Origin of the sequence: Breoghania sp., from assembly GCF_963674635.1 — a bacterium.
In the GTDB taxonomy this organism is placed as follows: domain Bacteria; phylum Pseudomonadota; class Alphaproteobacteria; order Rhizobiales; family Stappiaceae; genus Breoghania.
Window position 1 is genome coordinate 3920140 of the sequence record NZ_OY771475.1, and the last position, 17197, is coordinate 3937336.

At 63.1% G+C, this 17197-nt stretch carries 16 protein-coding genes; 10 read left to right on the top strand and 6 right to left on the bottom strand.

Annotated elements, in window-relative coordinates; all coding sequences use genetic code 11:
- The first annotated feature begins 379 nt into the window (after positions 1 to 379).
- The 6 genes from ABGM93_RS17020 (at position 380) to ABGM93_RS17045 (ending at position 7429) form a co-directional block, all read left to right on the top strand.
- Positions 380 to 2140 (top strand): DUF882 domain-containing protein, encoded by a 1761-nt coding sequence (locus ABGM93_RS17020; RefSeq protein ID WP_321501478.1) that lies wholly within the window; start codon positions 380 to 382, stop codon positions 2138 to 2140.
- Positions 2141 to 2405: 265 nt separating this feature from the next.
- Positions 2406 to 3782: an AarF/ABC1/UbiB kinase family protein gene (locus ABGM93_RS17025; protein WP_321501480.1), complete on the top strand. Its 1377-nt coding sequence runs from the start codon at positions 2406 to 2408 to the stop codon at positions 3780 to 3782.
- 136 nt (positions 3783 to 3918) lie between these two features.
- Positions 3919 to 4203 carry an aa3-type cytochrome c oxidase subunit IV gene (locus ABGM93_RS17030; protein WP_321501482.1) on the top strand — a complete coding sequence of 95 codons (285 nt, stop codon included), beginning with the start codon at positions 3919 to 3921 and terminating at the stop codon, positions 4201 to 4203.
- A 190-nt stretch (positions 4204 to 4393) separates the two neighbouring features.
- On the top strand, positions 4394 to 5536 hold the full coding sequence (locus ABGM93_RS17035; RefSeq protein ID WP_321501486.1) for a Re/Si-specific NAD(P)(+) transhydrogenase subunit alpha: 1143 nt from the start codon (positions 4394 to 4396) through the stop codon (positions 5534 to 5536).
- The gene (locus ABGM93_RS17040; protein ID WP_321501488.1) at positions 5536 to 6018 is read left to right on the top strand and encodes a proton-translocating transhydrogenase family protein; all 483 of its coding nucleotides are present in this window, start codon (positions 5536 to 5538) and stop codon (positions 6016 to 6018) included. The genes ABGM93_RS17035 and ABGM93_RS17040 overlap by 1 nt, the downstream gene beginning before the upstream one ends.
- A gap of 13 nt (positions 6019 to 6031) precedes the next feature.
- On the top strand, positions 6032 to 7429 hold the full coding sequence (locus ABGM93_RS17045) for an NAD(P)(+) transhydrogenase (Re/Si-specific) subunit beta (protein WP_321501490.1): 1398 nt from the start codon (positions 6032 to 6034) through the stop codon (positions 7427 to 7429).
- 386 nt (positions 7430 to 7815) lie between these two features.
- Here ABGM93_RS17045 and ABGM93_RS17050 read toward each other — a convergent pair whose 3' ends face one another.
- Together ABGM93_RS17050 and rpsU are read right to left on the bottom strand one after the other, a co-directional pair.
- Positions 7816 to 8397, bottom strand: a complete 582-nt coding sequence (locus ABGM93_RS17050) for an NAD(P)H-dependent oxidoreductase (RefSeq protein WP_321501492.1) — start codon at positions 8395 to 8397, stop codon at positions 7816 to 7818.
- 383 nt (positions 8398 to 8780) lie between these two features.
- A complete protein-coding gene (gene rpsU / locus ABGM93_RS17055) occupies positions 8781 to 9008 on the bottom strand; it encodes a 30S ribosomal protein S21 (RefSeq protein ID WP_319775077.1) in 228 nt (75 codons plus the stop codon).
- A 408-nt stretch (positions 9009 to 9416) separates the two neighbouring features.
- On the opposite strand from rpsU, the gene ABGM93_RS17060 reads away from it, so the two are divergent.
- On the top strand, positions 9417 to 10805 hold the full coding sequence (locus ABGM93_RS17060) for an MATE family efflux transporter (protein WP_321501494.1): 1389 nt from the start codon (positions 9417 to 9419) through the stop codon (positions 10803 to 10805).
- Positions 10806 to 10864: 59 nt separating this feature from the next.
- Here ABGM93_RS17060 and ABGM93_RS17065 read toward each other — a convergent pair whose 3' ends face one another.
- Both ABGM93_RS17065 and purE read right to left on the bottom strand, forming a co-directional pair.
- Positions 10865 to 11965, bottom strand: coding sequence for a 5-(carboxyamino)imidazole ribonucleotide synthase (locus ABGM93_RS17065; RefSeq protein ID WP_321501496.1), 1101 nt, complete (start codon positions 11963 to 11965; stop codon positions 10865 to 10867).
- Between the two features lie 4 nt (positions 11966 to 11969).
- Positions 11970 to 12467, bottom strand: a complete 498-nt coding sequence (purE, locus tag ABGM93_RS17070; protein ID WP_319775080.1) for a 5-(carboxyamino)imidazole ribonucleotide mutase — start codon at positions 12465 to 12467, stop codon at positions 11970 to 11972.
- Positions 12468 to 12682: 215 nt separating this feature from the next.
- On the opposite strand from purE, the gene ABGM93_RS17075 reads away from it, so the two are divergent.
- Complete coding sequence (locus ABGM93_RS17075; RefSeq protein WP_321501499.1) at positions 12683 to 13342, top strand: GGDEF domain-containing protein; 660 nt, start codon at positions 12683 to 12685, stop codon at positions 13340 to 13342.
- Positions 13343 to 13474: 132 nt separating this feature from the next.
- On the opposite strand, the gene ABGM93_RS17080 is transcribed toward ABGM93_RS17075, so the two are convergent.
- Positions 13475 to 13681 (bottom strand): DUF465 domain-containing protein, encoded by a 207-nt coding sequence (locus ABGM93_RS17080; protein ID WP_321501501.1) that lies wholly within the window; start codon positions 13679 to 13681, stop codon positions 13475 to 13477.
- A gap of 554 nt (positions 13682 to 14235) precedes the next feature.
- Here ABGM93_RS17080 and ABGM93_RS17085 point away from each other — a divergent pair.
- Both ABGM93_RS17085 and ABGM93_RS17090 read left to right on the top strand, forming a co-directional pair.
- The gene (locus ABGM93_RS17085) at positions 14236 to 14412 is read left to right on the top strand and encodes a DUF465 domain-containing protein (RefSeq protein ID WP_321501503.1); all 177 of its coding nucleotides are present in this window, start codon (positions 14236 to 14238) and stop codon (positions 14410 to 14412) included.
- A 308-nt stretch (positions 14413 to 14720) separates the two neighbouring features.
- Positions 14721 to 15350, top strand: a complete 630-nt coding sequence (locus ABGM93_RS17090) for a MarC family protein (protein WP_321501505.1) — start codon at positions 14721 to 14723, stop codon at positions 15348 to 15350.
- A gap of 59 nt (positions 15351 to 15409) precedes the next feature.
- Here ABGM93_RS17090 and ABGM93_RS17095 read toward each other — a convergent pair whose 3' ends face one another.
- Complete coding sequence (locus tag ABGM93_RS17095) at positions 15410 to 17035, bottom strand: acyl-CoA synthetase (protein WP_321501507.1); 1626 nt, start codon at positions 17033 to 17035, stop codon at positions 15410 to 15412.
- Positions 17036 to 17197: the final 162 nt, after the last annotated feature.

Consider the following 17197-nt stretch of genomic DNA (forward strand, 5'->3'; position numbering starts at 1 on the left):
GGACGACTTGCCTTTGATGCAGACAATACAGGCCCCGACGCAGGGGAACTCAAGACCTGTGTCAAAATGCGCAGCCATTCTTGCCGCAAAATCGCCCGCTTGCCATGTTGACTCGGTGCCCGTACCGAGGGCAGGGCCGAGTTTTAGGCAATCCGAGACTGAGTTTCCCGGTTCCCATGGCTGTCCTGCCCCAGGATTTTCCACGTCGGCGAAGCGGACATGCGCCAATCCGCGTGGTTGTTGTTTCCTTTCGAAATACGGTAAAAACTCGTTAACCGAGTCTGTCGTATTTTAAGGACACTCGGGGGTATCAGGGGTGCCGGGTAACAAGGGTTGGCGACATGCCGTCGCGACCTCGCGGCAGAATGCGAGAAACACATTGAGCGAGTATCTGCTCCGCTTCCCGCTGAGTGCCACGACACGCGCCTTTTTTGTCGGCGTGTTCGTGACCCTCGTCTCCCTGACCGGGCTGTCTTCGGCGGCCACGGCCGAGACGCGCTCGCTGAAGCTCTACAACAATCACACCGGTGAACGCGCCACCATCGCGTTCAAGCGCAACGGGCGCTACATCCAGTCGGGTCTGCGCGATCTGAACCAGTTCCTGCGCGACTGGCGGCGCAATGAAGCCACCAAGATGGACCCGGAACTGTTTGACCTCATCTGGCAGGTCTATCGCGAATCCGGCTCCAGCGATTACATTCACGTCGTCTCCGGCTATCGCTCCCCGGCAACCAACAACATGTTGCGGTCCCGCTCGCGCGGTGTTGCCAAGAAAAGCCAGCACATGCGCGGCAAGGCGATGGATTTCTTCATTCCCGGCGCCAATCTGGCCAAGCTGCGCGCCATCGGGCTGCGTCAGCAGGTTGGCGGCGTCGGCTATTATCCGACCTCCGGGTCCCCCTTCGTCCATATGGATACGGGCAGTGTGCGCCACTGGCCGCGCATGACGCGCCAGCAGCTTGCGCGCGTCTTCCCCAATGGGCGCACCATCCACATTCCCAGCGACGGCAAGCCGATGCCCGGCTACAAGCAGGCACTGGCCGAATTGCAGTCGCGCGACAGCCGCACACGTCCGGTCGCGGTTGCCTCCAATACGCGCGATACGGTTCGCAACAGCGTGCGTCCCTCTCCGCTCAACACGCGCGGCCAGGTTCTCACGGCTGCCGACAGCAATCCGGCCATCCGGCAGCCGGCCACCGCGGCCAATGCAGGGGGAGGGTCCCTTCTTGCATCGCTCTTCGGCCGCAATACGCCGACGCCACCTGCAAATGTCGGCTCGCAGCCGGCCGAACCCGCGACGCCGAGCGTTGCGTCCACTGCCGGGTCGGGGGCGGTTCTTCCCGGTGTGCGCACTGCCGACGTGACCCCGCCGTCCAAGCCGGGTGAGCTGGCCCAGCCCGCTGCCATCGCGCAAGAAGAGCCCATCGCTTCCCCCGCCGCTCCCATCGTCGTAGCCGCCTTGCCGCTGGCCAAGCCGCAGCGCGTGAGCCGGCCGGTCGACGCCATCGATGCCATCGATGCGATCACCGCGGCTGGAAAACCGGGACGTGGGGGGGATGCCGTCAATCCGACGCTGGTCGCCTATGCGCCGGGATCAGAACCGGTTCCGGCCCTGCGTCCGCGCTCTTCCGCGCTTTCCAATTCTCAGCTTTCGAACGGTTCGGGCGTTCCGGGCGCCGAGCGGGGCGCGCGCCGCGCAACTGCGTCCGCTTCCGGGATCGGCGATCTGGTCGCCTCCGACGATCTTCGCAAGGAAGCCCGCGCGGCGCTGGCCAGCGCCTCCGCCAATCATGGCGCGGAGATAGCCGAGCGTGTTGAACGGACACTCGCCAAAGCGCGCGACAAGGCGCGGTCGCCTGTCCTGTCGGGCCGCATTCCGGCAAGCGCGCGCGATCCTTTCGCTCGCTTCGCGTCACTGCCGCGTCCCAACGAGGCGCGCATGATTTCCGGCGAGCACAGCACCCGCACCAGCGCCTTCGCGGATCTGCACCATCCCGATCAACGCCAGCTGTCGGGGCTTCTCGACCGCCCGGCCCGGCTCTTCAACGCAGGCTTTGAGCGCCGCATCTATGGCTCCCTCAGGACCGACCGTTTCGATGGTCCCGCTGTGGTGACGCTGTCGCTTGTCTCGATCAACTAGGGTCGTGGCCGTTAAGAGCAGGCCTGGAATGGCCAGCAAGCGGCGTCTGACGGCTGCGTCTTTGCAAATCCCTGAAAACAGGGGCGGCTTGCCCCAAAGCCGACGTACCGCATCCGACCCGCTCGGCCAGGGCGCTCCTGTCTCGTTCATGGGGCGGTAACTCTGGTTTGAATATGCGTATTTGGGGGTGTGGATGGCCCGTCCGCGCCCTACATGTTCTTTCACCGTGACGGCATTCACGATCGGGAACAGGGCACCAGCATCCATGGTTGATGACGAGACAAGGCGCGACCGCGAGGCAAACCGGCTTTCCGCGCGGGTGGGTCGCTATGCACGGGTGGGGACGCAGATGGGCGGGTTCGCCGCCAGGGTCGCAGGCGCGCGGCTGGTGGGCGGCGGGCGCGATCACGATCGCAATGCCGCGGAGCTGACGGCGTTGCTCGGCGGGCTCAAGGGCCCGCTCATGAAGGTTGCACAGCTCCTCTCCACCATCCCCGATGCCATTCCGGCCGAATATGCGAGCGAGCTTGCGACGCTGCAATCGGCGGCCCCGCCCATGGGCCGCGCCTTCGTGAAGCGGCGCATGATGGCAGAGCTCGGGCGCGACTGGCGAAACCGCTTCGAAGAATTCAACGACACGCCTTCGGCGGCAGCCTCGCTCGGTCAGGTGCATGAAGCGGTGGGGGCGGGCGGGCGCAAGCTTGCCGTGAAGCTGCAATATCCGGACATGGCTTCCGCCGTGGAGGCGGATCTTGCTCAACTCGGCATGATCCTGTCGATCCACCGCCGCATGAAGCCCGCCATCGACACCAGCGAGATCGCGGAAGAATTGGGCGAGCGGGTGCGTGAGGAGCTGGATTATGTTCGCGAGGCGCGTCACATGGCGGCCTATCGCGAGATCTTTGCCGACGATCCCTCAATCCGCGTGCCGGAGGTGGTGGAGGCGCTTTCCACGGGCCGCCTTCTCACCATGAGCTGGCTGGAGGGGCGCCCGCTTCTGGGCTATCGCGACCATCCGCTTGAGGCGCGCAACACCATTGCGCGCACCATGTTCAAGGCATGGTGGCATCCCTTCTCCCATGTGGGGCTCATTCACGGCGATCCGCATCTGGGCAACTACACGGTGTTTGAGGAAGAGGGAGCGCCTGCGGGGATCAACCTGCTCGACTATGGCTGCATCCGCATTTTCCCAGGGCGATTCGTGGCGGGTGTCGTCGATCTTTATCGCGGTCTTCTTGAGGGTGATGAAGCGTGGGTCGTCCAGGCCTATGAGACATGGGGCTTCAAGGGGCTGACGCGGGAGCTGATCGATGCGCTCAATATCTGGGCCCGGTTCATCTACGGGCCGCTTCTGGATGACCGCACCCGCGCCATCGCGGACGGGGTCAGTCCGGCGGAATATGGCCGGCGGGAGGCGTTTCGTGTGCATCAGGCGTTGCGCGAACACGGGCCGGTCAAGGTGCCGCGGGAATTCGTGTTCATGGACCGTGCGGCGATCGGCCTCGGTGGTGTCTTCTTGCACCTGAGGGCGGAATTGAACTTCTATCGGCTCTTCAACGAGCAGATTGAGGCGTTCGACCAAGGCGAGGTGGAGCGGCGGCAGGAGGCTCTGTTGACCGGCGTCGGCCTGCAACCTGCCTGACAGGGGGCGGGGCTGGCACCAAAGAACAATTCCAGTTGACCCTACGAAGGGCTTGCGCTTCATTTCGTCGCAGTGTCTATGGTTCACTTTCACTGGTGAGCGGACGGCCGATCAGGCATTCGCGAAGGGAGCGACAATGAGTGAAAACAATCCTTCGGCGATGGATTACGCCGAACACGAGAAAACCTATGCCGGTTTCATCGCCTTTTCGAAGATTGGTGCGATCACCACGATCAACGTGGTTTTGTGTCTATTGATCTTCGGACTTGGCAGCGGCTATTCCATTCTCGCTGGCTGGGTTGCATTATTGGCGACTATCGTCGCAGCCGTCGTCGGCCTTGCTCTGGGGCAAAAGGGCTGGATTCCCTCGGCATATGCCTTCGGGCTTGCCGGGCTGCTTGCGATCCTCACCGTCGCCTGAGGCCGGTTCGGAGCGCAGCGGCGGCAGATTAATTCGGACTGGGGCTGGGTTATCCCCGCTTCATCCACAAACCGAGTGGCCCGGACACCCTTGAACGGTTACGGGCCGCTTGCATGTCAGACCGGGCACGGTCGGCGCGAAACGGGAAGCGTTTCGTGTGTCTTGCCGTGCTCCCCAAAGGGGGATGCGTATGAAGATCGGGGTGCCGCTCGAACGCGACGCCGTAGAAACCCGGGTCGCCGCGACGCCGGATACGGTGAAGAAATACATTGCGCTCGGGTTCGAGGTGCTGGTGGAGAAAGGAGCCGGCAAGGCTTCGCGGATTCCGGATGCGGAATTCAAGGACGCCGGTGCCAAAATCGTTCCCGACGCCGCCGCTGCGCTGAAGGATGCGGATCTGGTGCTGAAAGTGCGCCGTCCGACGGCGGCGGAGCTCGGCTCGATGAAAGCCGGCGCTCTCGTCATCGGCATCATGGATCCCTATGGCAATGAAAGCGACGTGGAGGCGATGGCCAAGGCCAACGTTGCCGCCGTTGCGATGGAATTCATGCCGCGCATCACGCGCGCCCAGTCCATGGACGTGCTTTCCTCCCAGGCCAACCTCGCCGGCTACCAGTGCGTCATCGAGGGGGCCGCGGAATTCGATCGCGCGCTTCCGATGATGATGACGGCCGCCGGCACCGTTCCCGCCGCGCGCGTCTTTGTCATGGGCGCCGGTGTGGCCGGTCTCCAGGCCATCGCCACGGCCCGTCGCCTGGGCGCCATCGTCACGGCCACGGACGTGCGTCCGGCCGCCAAGGAGCAGGTCGAATCGCTCGGCGCGAAGTTCATCGCGGTCGAGGATGACGAGTTCAAGCAGGCGGAAACCGCCGGTGGCTACGCCAAGCAGATGTCTGAGGAATATCAGAAGAAGCAGGCGGAGCTCGTTGCCTCCCACATCGCCAAGCAGGACATCGTCATCACCACGGCGCTGATCCCGGGCCGTCCGGCTCCGCGCCTGGTCACCAAGGAAATGGTGGCCTCGATGAAGCCCGGTTCGGTCATCGTCGATCTGGCGGTGGAGCGTGGCGGCAACGTGGAAGGCGCAAAGCCTGGCAAGGTTGCCACGGTGAACGACGTCAAGATCGTCGGCCACCTGAACATGGCCGGCCGCATCGCCGCTTCCGCGTCTTCGCTTTACGCCAAGAACCTGCTGACCTTCGTCACGACGCTGGTCGACAAGGAGACCTCGTCGCTGAAGGTCAATTGGGAAGATGAACTCGTGTCGGCAACGGTGCTGACCCGCGACGGCGCGGTCGTCCACCCGGCTTTTGCTCCGAAAGGGGATGAATAATGGCGAGCGAAATGGCTCTTGAGAAGGCGCGCGCCGCGGCTGATGCGGCGGAGACCGCTGCTGCGGCTGCCCGCGCTGCGGCGGATGCCGCACAGACTTATGCGGATCAGGCGATCTCCGGCGCGTCCGGGGCGGCAGATGCGGCAGGCGCCCTGGCGCATGCGGCGACCGGCGGTGCCATCGATCCGTTCGTGTTCCGTTTTGCGGTTTTCGTGCTGGCGATCTTCGTCGGTTACTACGTGGTGTGGTCGGTGACCCCGGCGCTCCACACGCCGCTCATGTCGGTGACCAACGCAATTTCCTCCGTCATCGTGGTCGGCGCGCTTCTGGCGGTCGGCGTGGACGCGGTGGCCGGTCAGGAAGCAAACACTGCCTGGGCTCACGGCTTCGGCTTCATCGCCCTCATTCTTGCATCGGTGAACATTTTCGGCGGGTTCCTGGTAACCAGCCGCATGCTCGCCATGTACAAGAAGAAGTCGTGAGAGGAACGGATCAATGACAGCGAATTTCGCAGCCTTCCTCTACCTGATTTCCGGCGTCCTGTTCATTCTGGCGCTGCGCGGTCTTTCTCATCCCACCACGTCGCGTCAGGGCAACGTGTTCGGCATGATCGGCATGGCGATCGCCATCCTGACCACGCTGGGCATTGCGGTTCCGAGCGGTTCCGGCTGGTTGCTGATCGTGCTCGGTCTCGCCATCGGCGGCGGCATCGGTGCGGTCATCGCGCGCCGCATTCCGATGACGGCCATGCCGCAGCTCGTCGCCGCCTTCCACTCGCTGGTCGGTCTGGCCGCGGTGCTGGTGGCAGCCGGTGCGCTCTATGCGCCGGAAGCCTTCGGCATTGGCGAAGTCGGCTCCATCCACGCCCAGGCGCTGGTGGAAATGTCGATCGGCGTGGCCATTGGTGCGATGACGTTCACCGGCTCGGTGATCGCGTTCCTGAAGCTTGATGGGCGCATGTCCGGCAAGTCGATCCTGCTGCCGGGTCGTCACGTCATCAACATCGCGCTGGCTGCCGCCATCGTGGTGATGATCATTGTGCTGACCATGACCGAGAGCCACACCGTCTTCTGGGTGATCGTGCTGCTGGCGCTTGCTTTTGGCGGCCTGATGATCATTCCGATCGGCGGCGCGGACATGCCGGTCGTCATCTCCATGCTGAACTCCTATTCGGGGTGGGCGGCTGCCGGTATCGGCTTCACGCTCGGCAACATGGCGCTGATCATCACCGGTGCGCTGGTGGGCTCCTCCGGTGCGATCCTGTCCTACATCATGTGCAAGGGCATGAACCGGTCGTTCGTCTCGGTCATTCTCGGTGGCTTTGGCGGTGAAACTGCTGCAGCCGGCGGTGCCGGTGGCGGCGAGGAGCGTCCGGTCAAGCAGGGTGCGGCGGAAGACGCGGCCTACCTGATGAAGAACGCCTCCAAGGTCATCATCGTGCCGGGTTACGGCATGGCGGTCGCCCAGGCCCAGCACGCCCTGCGCGAGCTGGCCGACACGCTCAAGGCGGAAGGCGTCGAAGTCAAATACGCCATCCACCCCGTGGCGGGCCGTATGCCGGGTCACATGAATGTGCTGCTGGCGGAAGCCAACGTGCCTTACGACGAAGTGTTCGAGCTTGAGGATATCAACTCCGAGTTCGCACAGGCGGACGTCGCCTTCGTCATCGGTGCGAACGACGTGACCAATCCGGCCGCGCGTGACGATCCCTCGTCCTCGATCTACGGCATGCCGATCCTCGACGTGGACAAGGCCAAGACGGTCCTCTTCGTCAAGCGCGGCATGGGCTCCGGTTATGCGGGCATCCAGAACGAGCTGTTCTTCCTCGACCAGACCATGATGCTGTTCGGCGATGCGAAGAAGATGACGGAAGAAATCGTCAAGTCGATGTAATCGACGCGGATTTCGTCGAAGAGATTGAAGGCCGCGCCCGCAGGGGCGCGGCCTTTTTCGTATTCGGGAACGGCGTTTGCGGGCTGTGGCCCATCCTTCGAGACGGCGCTAAGGCGCCTCCTCCGGATGACGTTGTGGGTGAGGCGGGACTTTTAAAGGCTGGCCCGATCTGAAGCCTGCGCCTGCCCCCGACCTACAGCCGCAACACACTCAACGTCATCCTGAGGAGGGCGGAGCGCCCGTCTCGAAGGATGGGCCCCACACGCGCAGGGGTGCCAATGGTCCTTGCGCGTGGTCGTGCGGAGGTGTGTGAGGCTGTCGTGTTGCGCGTGAGGGGGATTTGTGGGCGTCTCTCGCGCAAGGCGTCTACGGGCCTCCCGCCCGCGTCAGATACCCTCTCGGCCCAGCTCCTCCATCTTTTCCAGCCAGCCCTTGCGCGTTGCCTCGTCGGCGGTCCCCGCGCCTCCGAACAGGATGGCCTTGAGTGGCTTCATTCCCACCATCGCCAGTACGTTGCGCTCAAACCCCTTGAGTCCGTGCGCCCGGTACCACAGGCGATAGAAAAAGGCGGGCATGCCCATGGTGACCACCAGGCGCGCGGTGCGCCCTTTGAAGCGGCCGTGGGGAAAGCCACCGTCATTGTCCTCGAAGGCCGTGTCACGGTGGAAGACCTGCTCGAAGAAGGCCTTGGTGAGCGCGGGCAAGGTGCCAAGCCAGAGGGGAAAAAGGATGACGATGTGCTCCGCCTCGCGCAAGGCGGCGTAGCTCTCCGCCAGACTGTCGGGGACGGGGCCGGAAAATTCGGCCTCGTTTCGCAGGATCGGAAAGTCGAGATCGCCGATCGTGATTTCCCGCACATTATGACCTGCGGCTTGCGCAGCCTTCACGTACGCATCGCCCAACGCCTGGCAAAGATGTGTGCCCGCGCGATCGGGATGTCCGTGAATGACCGTGATCGTTCGTGCCATGATGCGCCCTCCCTGTTTGCCAGTGAGCGCCCTTCGCGAACGATTGTCCAGTCTGCGCCTTTTGGCTTGCGGCACACGGGTGCCGGGCGCGACATGGAGGATGGCGGGAGCGGGAATGCGGGGAGGGCAGTCGCGTCTTGGCAAACGGAAACGGACCGTACGGTGACCCGTACAGTCCGTTTTGATTTCGAACGCGGTCTATTCAGCTCGGCAGTCTGCGCTCTGAGCCGACTGGGTCCCGTCCCGCGCTCCCGGACCGAAGGTCGGGAATCGATTCACTTCCCGCGTTCCAACCGGAAACATCGGGTCGGGCAGAGAGTGAAATCGGGATCTTGGGAGGCGCAGGCGGCGCTCGATCAGGCCGTTGACCTGATCGCGGCAGCTTAGCGGCGGCCGGAACGACCGGTCAGCAGGCCTTCGCGCTGGGCGCGCTTGCGGGCCAGCTTGCGGGCGCGGCGGATGGCTTCAGCCTTTTCGCGCGCACGCTTTTCGGACGGCTTTTCAAAGTGGCCGCGGAGTTTCATTTCCCGGAAGATGCCTTCACGCTGCATCTTCTTCTTCAGCGCCTTGAGCGCCTGATCAACGTTGTTGTCGCGAACGAGAACTTGCACGCGTTATATCCCGTGTTGCCGAACTGGTCAGGTTGTCTGATGTCTACCCGAAGCGCCGATCAGAGTTGGCCGGGTGGCCGGTCGAGATCGGGGCGATGCTCCGGCGCGCCGCACAAGGCGTCGCGAAAGTGGGCCGTTCCTTAGCAGATGCTCTGTGGCTTGTCCACTGTGGAGGGCCAAAGAATACACCGCCCATGACAATTGTCGAGGGATTGGCGCCCGGCAAGGCAAGGCGGCCAGGCTCGTCAAAATGCCCACTGATGCGGGTGGACGGGAGCTGCATGGGTCGGTAAGCTCGCCCACGTTGCGCCGGGTTAAAGCGTCCGTGGCCCTTGTGTGCCGGATGCCCGCATCGTTTTCGCCCTCGATCCCGGACCGCGGCGAATCACTTTTTTCCGGAGCTATCCGATGGTTTCGCAGGCGAGCGATGGCGCCGCGCGGGCTGGTTTGTCCCTGTGGATGACCGAAATACGGGCGACGCTTGCGCTGGGGGTGCCGATCGCCGGTGCCCAGCTGGCACAGACAGCGATCAATACGACCGATGTCCTCATGATCGGGCAGCTTGGGACGAAGCCGCTGGCTGCCGCCGTTCTGGCGTTCAACTTCTACATCATGATCTGGCTGTTTGGCTGTGGTCTGGTGCAGGCGGTCATGCCGTTGGCGGCCAGGGCGCGCGGCGAACGCAACATGCGCGATGTGCGCCGCTGTGTGCGCATGGGGCTTTGGGTGGTGATCGCCTATTCGGTCCCGGCCATGATCCTCATGTGGCATACGGAAACGCTGCTGATCTGGGCCGGGCAGGACCCGGAGGTCGCGGGTCCGGCCGGCCTTTACATGCGCTATCTCCAATGGACCTTGCCGCCCTCGCTGGCGACGATCGGCATGCGGAATTTCGTCGGCGTCATGGAAAAGGCGCAGGTGGTCATGTGGGCGACGGTGGGGGGCGCGCTGTTCAATGCGCTGGCCGACTACATGCTGATCTTCGGCAATTTCGGTGCGCCGCGGCTGGAGCTGATGGGGGCGGGTATCGCCTCGGCGCTCACCGCCACCTGCACGTTCCTGTTGGTCGTTGCATATACAATGCGTCAGCGCCGGTTGCGCCGCTTCTCGATTCTGGGTCGTTTCTGGCGGCCAGACTGGCCGGTCTTCTTCCGCATCCTAAAGCTTGGTTGGCCCATCGGGTCCACTATGCTGGCCGAGGTGGGGCTTTTCGCTGGCTCCGCCATGATGATGGGCTGGATCGGCACGGTGCCGCTCGCCGCCCACGGCATCGCCATGCAATGCGCGTCGATCACCTTCATGGTGCCTCTGGGCTTCGGCCTTGCGGGCAGCATCCGGGTGGGGCTTGCGCATGGGCGCGGCAACCTGGCGGGCATCGCACGGGCCGGCTGGACGGCGATCGGGCTGGCTGTCGGCTTCATGATCATGGCCGCATTGTTCTTCGTGAGCTTCCCGGAGCTGCTGATCGGGGCCTTCATCAAAGAGGACAATCCCAACACGGACGCAGTCTTCGCCATCGGCGTCAGCTTCCTTGCGGTCGCCGCCGTCTTCCAGATCTTCGACGGTGCGCAGGTGGCTGCGGGCAATGTGTTGCGCGGGCTCTCCGATACGCGCATCCCGATGTTCATCGCGATCGGCGGCTATTGGGGTATCGGCCTGTCGCTCGCCTATGTGCTCGCCTTCTGGGCGGGCTGGGGCGGCGTAGGGCTGTGGTGGGGGCTTGCAAGTGGGCTTGCGGTCGTCGCCGTCGCCGCGATCTGGCGGTTCTCCGCTCGCGAACGGCTGGGGCTCGTATAAACGAAAGAAAGACGGCGGGCCGAGGCCCGCCGTTCGTCATCCATCCAGTCGGCTGCAATCTAGCTGATGCGATTGACGTGACCCATCTTGCGGCCCGCGCGGATTTCCGCCTTGCCGTAAAGATGCAGCCGTGCGTGAGGCTCGGCCAGAATGGCCTGCCAGTTCGCGGCATCCTCGCCGATCAGGTTCTCCATCACCACGTCGCAGCGCCGTGCAGGCGTTCCCAGTGGCCAACCCGCCACCGCGCGGATGTGCTGCTCGAACTGCGAGACCGCGCAGCCGTCCTGCGTCCAGTGGCCGGAATTGTGAACCCGCGGGGCGATCTCGTTGGCGACGAGATGCTCGCCCTCGCCATCGCGCACCACGAACAGTTCAACTGCCAGAACACCCACATAGTCCAGCGCCTCGGCCACCTTCGTGCCCATCGCGCGGGCCGCATCCTGCGTCTTCTCGTCAAGGCGGGCGGGAATATGGGTCCATTTCAGGATATGGTCGCGATGCTCGTTCTCGGCGATGTCATAGGCGGCGGTTGCGCCGTCCGCGCCCCGCGCCGCAATGACCGAACATTCAAGCGCGAAATCGACGAGACCTTCCAGCACGGCAGGGGCCTTGCCGATGCGCGCCCAGGCGGCCTCTGCCTCCTCAAGGCTGTCAATGCGGGTCTGGCCCTTGCCGTCATAGCCAAGGCGCCGGGTCTTGAGGATGGCGGGCAGGCCGGTGACTTTCGCCGCGGCCGCAATGCCCTCGGGACCATCAACGGCGGCGAAGGGGGCGAGCGGAATGCCGATGGAGCTCAGGAATTCCTTTTCCGAAAGCCGGTCCTGCGCAACCGCCAGCGGCCTTGCGCCAGGGCGCAGAGTGACGCGCTCGCTCAAAAACCGTGCCGTCGCTTCCGGCACGTTTTCGAATTCGTAGGTCACCACGTCCACGGCCTCGGCAAAGGCGGCAAGCGCGGCCTCATCGTCATAGGCGGCAAGGGTGAAGGCGTCGGCGACCTGGAAGGCGGGGCTCGCCTCATCCGGGCAATAGACATGACACTTCAGGCCCAGCGGGGCCGCGGCTAGCGCCAGCATGCGGCCAAGCTGACCGCCACCGAGAATGCCGATGGTGGAGCCCGGTTCAAGCTTCGTCTCGGCAGCGGACTTTGCAGCAGCGGACATGGGGTCAGGCCTCGTCCACGGGAAAGTCGGCCACGGCCTCGCTCTGGCGGGTGCGCCATTCATCGAGCCGGGTTGCGAGCGCCTCGTCGTTCAATGCGAGCACGCTTGCCGCCATCAGCGCGGCGTTGACCGCGCCCGCGCGCCCGATGGCAAGGGTGCCGACGGGGATGCCGGCGGGCATCTGGACAATGGAATAGAGGCTGTCGATGCCCTTCATGGTGCGCGATTCAATCGGCACGCCGAAAACCGGCAGCGGCGTCATGGACGCGACCATGCCCGGAAGATGGGCCGCGCCGCCGGCACCGGCGATCACAACCTGGACACCGTCGGCCTTCGCGCCCTTGGCAAAGGCGACGAGACGATCGGGCGTGCGGTGGGCGGAAACGATGCGCGCCTCGTGGGCGATGCCCAGGGCTTCGAGCGTGTCTGCGGCATTTTTCATCGTGGGCCAGTCGGACTGGCTCCCCATGATGATTGCGACGGGGGGCTTGTTCTGCGCCATTCTAGCTCCGTGGGGTGCCTCAACTCGCTACTTTTGCCGAGTTTTTGCCGGAAAGGCGCGGATTATAGAAGTCATGTGCCGACAGGCAAGCGGTTAACACCTCTGAAAGGTCTGTTAACCACGAAACAGCTTGGTCTTGGACAAGGTACGTCAAAACACTGACGTAGCGCCCCCTTTGAATTAAATTAAGGGTCGCAATAAAGCGGGGGTCGACCATGAGGGTGGCATATGCAGAGATGACGGCAGCCATCTGCCGTGACGGAGCCAGGGCACTGTATCGTCAAAGCGATCTCGTGGTGCCAGAGCACATTCGGGTGCTGGTCGAGGAATTGAGCGATGAGGTGACGAGATTGATGGATGTGATTACCGCCCAACGCTTGGAAATCCGTCGTCTGAGGCATGACGCCGTGCGCGATGCCCTGACAGGCCTGTTGAACCGCCGTGGCTTTGAAAGGGTGCTGGATCGCTCGATCGCCTTCGTCTCGCGCTACGCCTCCGACGTGTCTCTGCTTTATGTCGATCTGGACAACTTCAAGCACATCAATGACACGCTGGGCCATTCTGCGGGCGATGCCGCCCTGAAGCACGTGGCGAGCGTGTTGACGGGTGTGCTGCGGCGCTGCGATGTGGTGGGGCGTCTCGGCGGAGACGAATTCGTCGCCCTGTTGTGGAAGACCGCCGATCAGGAGGCGCGTTCCGTGGCGCTGGAGGTTAACCGGGCGCTGGCGGACAACCCGTTCCGCCATGAGGGGCGGCGCTATCCGCTTTCCGCCTCCCTCGGTGTCGCGCGTCTTTGCGGCGATGACCGGGCGGGGAGTGTGCTTGATCGAGCCGATCGCGATATGTATCGCGCCAAGACGGGCTTGCGCTTCTAGCACTGCCTGGCGGAGTGTTCACAATGAAAGATGTCGGCGCGTCGTGACGGCGCGCCTTGCGGTTGTTTCAAAAAAAATATGCGGCTGCGCCCTGGGCGGGCGCGCGGAATTGTTTTTCCCCGATAATGCCTGTCAGGCGATGATGTCGGGAAGGAGCCGGTCCTCGATGGAGGTGATCCGATCCTTCAGGCAGAGCTTTTTCTTCTTCAGACGCTGCATCTGAATTGCATCGGCCCTGCCGGTCTCGATAAGCGCCTCGATCGAGGCATCGAGATCGCGGTGCTCCTGACGCAATTGCGCAAGTTCCGAACGCAGCGCATCTTCCATGTCTTCTGTCATTTTTGCTTCCACAGACGCAGCCCCTTTCCTGTCTCCACCCAGGATACGGGCGGGACAAGAGGTCGGGCGCGAACGAACCGGACAGTCCAAACGGCAAGGCGGCAAGTCTGCCAATGATCGCAATGTAGCATAGCGAAAGCGCGAAGGGGATCGAAGAGCGCGCGGGCGGGGGGAAAGCTGTGTGGGGGGCGCGATGTCTTGCCAGAGCGGGGTGTAGGGTGTCCTTGCGTAATCGCTGTGCGTGTTTTCCCGCATGTCATTGAGAACAGGGAGGGTTATTGCTCAGGTCGCGACGTTCGGTCACGCCGGGAGCCTTGCGAAATTCCGCCAGGGCAGGCACCCGTGACCGGACGTCATTTATTTTCAGCGCGTTAGTGGCTCGTCCCCTCGGGCGGTATTGTGTGCACGTCGCGCAATTTCCAAGAAATTGCCCGGAAATCGTACGACCGATGTGATCAATTCGTTCACTCACGGGCGGCGCGGCGTTCGACACCGTTCTCAGCCTGTGTCACACTCTTGTTGTTCTAGCCGAACTACATAGGAGGCTTTGCCCAATGTCCTTGCAGTCGCATCTCTTAGAGCTTGAACGGCGCCATGCTGACCTGGAACGCGAAATCGAAAAAGCGATGGTCAGTCCGAGCACGGATAATCTTGAAATCGCTGATCTGAAGCGCCGAAAACTGCATTTAAAGGACGAGATCGTACGCCTTCGCAAGGAGACCATTCACTGATTTTCGGTTTGGCCCGCGAGGCTGAAAAGCCCGCGTGAGGCTTGATATAACCGCGGTCCCGGATGCGGGATCGCGGTTTTTATTTGCCGGCGACCGTTGGGTCCTGTTCCTCCAGCCGTTGGCGGACCTGTACAGCGAAGGCGCTATATGCAAATTGCCTTCCCGGCAAACTGTCTTCCCAGCAAATTGTCTTTTCGGGAAATTGCCTTCCCGCTTATTTGCCTCATTTACTAGAGATAATGGGCCTGCGCGGTGCCCATCTGATCTTCATTTCCCGTTACGCCAGTTCATCGAGGCCACAAGAGAGCATGTCACCCGAACTATCCTTGGCCAATGCGCTGCATCAGTTCGCGACGTTGTTCGCCGTCATTGATCCGGTGGGTACAGTGCCGGTCTTCATTGCGGTGACCGCCTCCGTCGCCCACGATCGGCGTCGCTCGGTGGCCTTTCGGGCGGTGCTTTTCGCAGCCCTGGTGCTGATGGGGTTTCTGATTGCCGGTCAGCCGGTCCTCAATGCCATCAGCGTCAACCTGACCTCGTTCCAGATCGCTGGCGGCATCGTGCTGTTCCTGTTCGCGCTGACGATGATTTTCGGGGATTCCAAGCCGGAAAAGGAGATTTCCGAGGTCTCCAGGAATGTTGCGGAATGGGCGGTCTACCCGCTGGCGATCCCCTCCATCGCCTCGCCTGGGGCGATGTTGGCTGTCGTTGTGCTCACCGACAACAACATCCATTCCATTCCCGCGCAGGCAATGACCGCGGGGATCACGTTGATGGTTCTGGGCTTGTCCCTCTTGTTGATGCTCGCAGCCATGCCCGTGCAACGCATGATTGGAAAAGCCGGGGCCTCAATCGTCAGCCGGGTGATGGGGCTCATCCTGGCCGCGGTCGCGGTCGATCACGTGATCAACGCCATCATCATCCGCTTCGGGCTTTGAGGGGGAACGGCATCGCAACAGGGGGCAGGTCTTTCGTCCCGCCCCCGGGCTGATGTCGTTCAGATCGCCTTGGCCATCTCGCGCAGCTTGAATTTCTGCATCTTGCCGGTGGAGGTCTTGGGGATCTCCGCGAAGATGACATGGCGCGGGCACTTGTAGCGGGCGAGGTGCTCGCGGCACCATTCGATCAGGTCCTCCGCCGTGGCGCTCTGGTCGGGCTTCAGCTCCACGAAGGCGCACGGGGTTTCGCCCCATTTTTCGTCCGGACGCGCCACCACGGCCACGGCTGCGACCGCCGGGTGCTTGTGGATCGTATCCTCCACCTCGATGGAGGAAATGTTTTCGCCGCCGGAAATGATGATGTCCTTTGAGCGGTCCTTGAGCTGGATATAGCCATCCGGATGGCGCACGCCGAGATCGCCGGAATGGAACCAGCCGCCCGCAAAGGCCTTGTCGGAGGCTTCGCGGTTTTTCAGGTATCCCTTCATGACGACATTGCCGCGGAACATCACTTCGCCGATGGTCTCGCCGTCCCAGGGCAGTTCTTCCATCGTCTCCGGATCGCGGATGGTCAGATCGTCAAGAGCCGCGTAGCGCACACCTTGCCGGGCCTTTTTCACCGCTTGTTCGGCAGCGGGAAGCGCGTCCCATTCCGCTTTCCAGTCATTGACGACCGCCGGCCCGTAGGTCTCCGTCAGGCCATAGAGGTGGGTGACATTGAACCCTTCTTGCTTCATGGCGGCGAGAACCGATTCCGGTGGCGGGGCGGCGGCGGTGAAGAATTCCACCTGGTGGTCCAGATCGCGCTTTTCGGCGGCGGGCGTTGAAAGCAGCGTCGACATGACGATGGGCGCGCCGCATAGATGCGTCACGCCGTGATCGGCAATCGCGTCCCACATCGGCTTCTGGCGCACCCAGCGCAGGCACACATGGGTGCCCGCGATCACCGACAGGGTCCACGGGAAACACCAGCCATTGCAGTGGAACATGGGCAGCGTCCACAGATAGACCGCGTGCTTGGCCATGGAGCCGGTGATCACGTTGCCTTGGGCCAGAAGCGCGGCGCCGCGGTGGTGGTAGACCACGCCCTTGGGGTTTCCGGTGGTGCCGGAGGTGTAATTGAGGCTGATCGCGTCCCACTCGTTGTCGGGGAGCTTCCATTCGAACTCCGGATCGCCGCTCTGGAGGAAATCCTCATAGTCGATGGAGCCGAGCTTCTCCCCGGCTTGCGGGAACTCGTGGTCATCATAGTCGATGATGATGGGCTTCACGTCCGCCAGTTCCAGCGCCTCCTTCATCACCGCGGAAAACTCTCGGTCGGTGATGACGAGCTTGGCCTCCGCATGGTCGAGCTGGAAGGCGATGATGGCGGCGTCGAGCCGGGTGTTCATGGAGTGCAGCACCGCGCCGACCATTGGAACCCCGTAATGGGCCTCCAGCATGGAAGGAACGTTGGGCAGCATGACCGAAACCGTGTCGCCCTTGCCAATGCCCGCCTTGTGGAGGGCCGAGGCGAGGCGGCGGGAGCGGGCGTAGAACTCGCGATAGGTGATGCGCGCTGCACCATGCACGATCGCCACATGGTCGGGGAAGACCATCGCAGCGCGTGACAGGAATGAGAGCGGCGAGAGCGGCTGGAAATTGGCCGGGTTCTTGTCGAGATCGACGGAATAGGGGCTTGTCACGGTTCCTCCCGTAGAGTTACGGCCCAGGGGCTTGCGTCGGGTGACGTATGGCGCGTTTGTCCACATCAAAGACCAAGCCGCAAAGGGGGGCAAGCGGTCGCAAACAGACGTGCACGTCTTTTATGGCGGCAAGACGGAATTGACGCAGGGGGCGGGCGAGGT